A 3,888-nucleotide genomic window follows, 5' to 3' on the forward strand; every position below is an offset into this window, starting at 1 on the left:
ATGCATGAGCAATCGCTGATTGCCAATCTGAACATCTCCCAAATCTGTCAAGAAAATGTGAAATGGAAGCACTTAGACCACTTATTCTCCAAGTGCTCTGGTAAAGCAGCGTAGAATGGTGATGGTTTTTGAACAGTCTCAGAAAAGGACGCAATCAAAAAGTGAAAATGGTAGTTGACAAATCTTAGCGCTTGGAGATTATTGCCCAATCTTGAACTAAGTCGATATCCGACCCTAACCTTCCAAAAAGGAGCTAACCATGAAGTTCATCGAAATACTCGCTCAGATCAAAGCCGTGCTGAACAATTTTGCCGGAGTGGGCATGTCCTTTGGCAAGCCGATGCAGGTCAACGATATCACCATCATTCCCGTTGCCAAGGTCAGTTTTGGCTTGGGCGGCGGTGGCGGAAGCACTCCTGTCAAAGACTCCCCAAAGAAAATAGATGCCGATTCCCCGGAAGCAGATGACAGTTCCGGCATGAACGAAGGCGGCGGTGGCGGTGGAGGGATCACCACTTCCCCAGTGGGTATCTATACCATCAAAGGCGACAAAGTGAAGTTTTATCCCGTGGTCGGCTTGAAGGAAGTTGGAATCTTCATAGGCGTTTTCTTCATGCTGTTTTTCCGCATGATGAAACTCTCAGCCAAGCTCAAGAAAGATAAAAAGAGGATAGGATAATTGCTCTGCATCATAAGTAAAAGCAACTTCGCTCCATTCAATATCGCGACCGAGGAGTTTATTCTCAAAAACTTGGATCAGGACGTCTTCCTGCTCTATCGAAACACACCCTCGATCATCGTCGGAAAGCACCAAAACACGCTCTCCGAGATCAATTATGACTACGTCAGGCAACACGCGATCCCCGTGGTGCGCAGAATGACCGGTGGCGGCACCGTCTTTCACGACATGGGCAACCTCAATTTCTGCTTCATCATGCAGGAAATCTCAAATGATGCCCGATCCTTTGAAAAATATACACTGCCGGTAATCTCCGCACTGAAATCACTGGGTATAGACGCCCGTCTGGAAGGACGCAACGACCTCACCATCAATGGCTTGAAGTTCTCCGGTAACGCCCGCGGCGTCTTTGGCGGCAAGGTGCTCCAACACGGCACGATCCTCTATTCTTCACAGATGGCGGATCTCTCAAGCGCCCTGCAGTTTAATCCATTGAAGTTCAAGGACAAAGCGGTCAAATCCATCCGCGCCAGGGTCACCAACGTTTGCGATCATCTGAGCGAACCCCTCGAACTGGATGCCTTTATCGCTTTGATCCACAACGAAGTGCGCAGTCTCTTTGCCGATGCGGTGGATCATGAATTTTCTTCAAAGGAGCTTGATGCCATCCAGGAATTGGTGGATAGCAAATATGATACCTGGGAATGGAATTACGGCAGCTCACCGAAGTTCAATCACCGTGGCGCGATACGCTGCACCGCAGGCACCATCGAAATCTATACCGAGATAGAGAAAGGGCGCATTGCAGACATCCGCGTCTTTGGCGATTTCTTTGGCACCCGCGATCCCAGCGAGTTCGAAGATGCGCTCAAAGGCACGCTCCACCGGGAAGACGAAGTGATCAAAGTGCTTGAAACAATGCCGCTTGACGAGATTTTCGGACTCGTCACCCCGCTGGAATTGAGCAAGGCATTATTTTAGTATTACCACAGAGAACTACAAGGCGCAGCCTCACCCATTCACTTGTTCACCCAAAAAATGGGTACCGGGTTTCAAACCCGGCACCCATTTAGTTTGAGAGGTCATGAACCGACGGGGACGTCGGTAAATCCATAATCAAGGTCTCGGTAGGCGCACACCCGCTTTAGCAAACGAGATAACTCATCGCACAAACAGGATTATGGACAGGTAGCGCTTTACTTTTTAGTGGAGTAATCAAGCTCTTCGAAGGCTTTGGTAGCCTTGAATTCGTTGTAAAGAGCTTCTTCGTTGCGAATGTTGTTATAGAGGTTCTTGCGAACTTCGGTCTTGGGGATTTTCATCTGGATATAGGTGGTGAAACGCGGTCCGCCATATTCGGTCACTTTTCGGGTTTCAGTGCGACCAGGGATGACGCCGGAAAACTTTGCCGAGGAAATTACTTTGACCACTTTCTCAGTGAGGGCGAGGATTTGGGGTTCAAACACGCCGGTTTCGCTTTCAAAGTTTTTGATCATGCCCTTGACTTCGGTTTCCACAAACTGGGCGGCTTCCAAAAGTGCGTTTGCCTTGGCTGCGTCCATAGACGCGGTTTGGCTCACCTTGGTAGCCATCCCGTAAGTGCAGACATAAGCTTCGTCCGCTTGGACGTTCCACCAGGGTGGGAAGTTCACCAGCTCGCCATCGGTTTTGACCTTGTTTTTGCCGCAACCCATAAATGCAAGTAGCATCAACACGGCGAGTAGCACCAACATCAGTTTCGTTGTTTTCATTCTTTCCTCCATTTCGGTTATCGAATGTTGCTTTCGTTTTCTATCCAACTGATTTTGTTCAGTGGAATAATCTGCTGATTTTTGTCAATCTTAAAAACAGCCCAGAGGTTGCCAAATTGTTCCGAAGGAATGCTAAAAGAGGCTTGAAGTTTCTCATCCCCATACACTTGGACGATCGCGCCGCTGCGAGAAAGATAATTGGAAGTGCGGTCAAGGCGGTTTGAAAAGTCATGCACATGGTAAGCATATTCTCCGGCGGCGGGCTTGTAGATCGTCACTGTTTCCGGTCCATAGCCGTCCATGTCGTCTCGATCGAGAAAATCCCTGCCGGCGATGAGCACACGGTTTCGATACCAGAGATGAAATCTGCCGGAATCCGGATGCGGACCACTGAGATGAGCGTCCAGATCATGAGGGCGCGAACCCCAGGTGAGCACGATGCGAAACTCCTTTGCCTTGGGGGCAATGGCAAAGACGAATTCCCGAGGATTCTCGTCAAAGCCCATCACGGCGTTCACCGAAGTGTTGATATAGCCCGCTTTGACGATGTCCAAACGGTAAGAACCGATCTCCACCGGGATGAAAGCAATGCCGCTTTCGTCTGTCTGCACGGAAGGATAGCGATCTTCGCCACCGCTGATATGCAGATCGGCACCGGAAATTCCGGCTCCGCTGACGGCATCCACCACCATCACCATAAAGATCCTCGTGCGGGGAAAAAAGCGGATCTCGCCATCGAGAGTGGCATTGGCAGCATCGAGAGTGAAGACCTTGCAGGTGAGCCCCAAACCCTTGTCGATCTCAAAGCGCTGCATCAAACGGACGCCCTGATAGACGCTGATCACCGGTTTCGCCAAGCGGATCAAACGCAGATCCGGATTGACGTCGTCATCGGCAAATTTGTCCCTGATCCAAAATGAGTAATAGCCTTCCCTTCGGTTGATCTCAAAACGCTGTTCGCCGCCGCCATAGTATTGTTCTCCGAGAGAGACAATCGCGAAGCCCAAAGCGACGGATTTGGCAACGCCTTGCACAAAAGCGTTTTGTCCGTCCAGGTTGCCGCTCAGGATGCCGTTCAACTCACCACTCATTATATCCCACTCCAGCACGATGCTATACTCCGCCCCGGCTGCAAAGAGCCCCGCGGCAAAGGTCAACAGGACAATGATCATCATCAGGTTTTTTAGCATACATCACACCTCTGCGGCAGGATTGTTTCACCACATCTTTTGTCAAGCAATTTTGTTTTTTTCCAAGGCATCGGGTGGAAGAGATCAGAGATGAGAGATGAGGTATCCAGAAAAAAGGGGACGGAACATGATAGGGGTAGGGGAGTTATCCATTACTGGCTCCCCTCCCTCCGAACCGTACGTGCGGTTTTCCCGCATACGGCTCTCCAGAAAACAGGTATCTCATGTAAGAGACCGGCATAATTCACTGTGGGCTTCGGTTAATGAG

At 50.0% G+C, this 3,888-nt stretch carries 4 protein-coding genes; 2 read left to right on the top strand and 2 right to left on the bottom strand.

Annotated elements, in window-relative coordinates; genetic code table 11:
• Positions 1-259 precede the first annotated feature (259 nt).
• Entirely contained in the window at positions 260-679 is a 420-nt protein-coding gene (locus tag Q8M98_04400) for a spore germination protein GerW family protein (protein ID MDP3114000.1), read from the top strand.
• Complete coding sequence (locus tag Q8M98_04405) at positions 680-1,660, top strand: lipoate--protein ligase (GenBank protein MDP3114001.1); 981 nt, start codon at positions 680-682, stop codon at positions 1,658-1,660.
• A 215-nt stretch (positions 1,661-1,875) separates the two neighbouring features.
• Here the strand turns inward: Q8M98_04405 and Q8M98_04410 are convergent, their stop codons facing one another.
• Both Q8M98_04410 and Q8M98_04415 read right to left on the bottom strand, forming a co-directional pair.
• On the bottom strand, positions 1,876-2,430 hold the full coding sequence (locus Q8M98_04410; protein MDP3114002.1) for a hypothetical protein: 555 nt from the start codon (positions 2,428-2,430) through the stop codon (positions 1,876-1,878).
• A 17-nt stretch (positions 2,431-2,447) separates the two neighbouring features.
• Entirely contained in the window at positions 2,448-3,620 is a 1,173-nt protein-coding gene (locus Q8M98_04415; GenBank protein ID MDP3114003.1) for a hypothetical protein, read from the bottom strand.
• Positions 3,621-3,888 lie beyond the last annotated feature (268 nt).

The organism is Candidatus Cloacimonadaceae bacterium (genome assembly GCA_030693415.1).
Lineage (GTDB): Bacteria > Cloacimonadota > Cloacimonadia > Cloacimonadales > Cloacimonadaceae > JAUYAR01.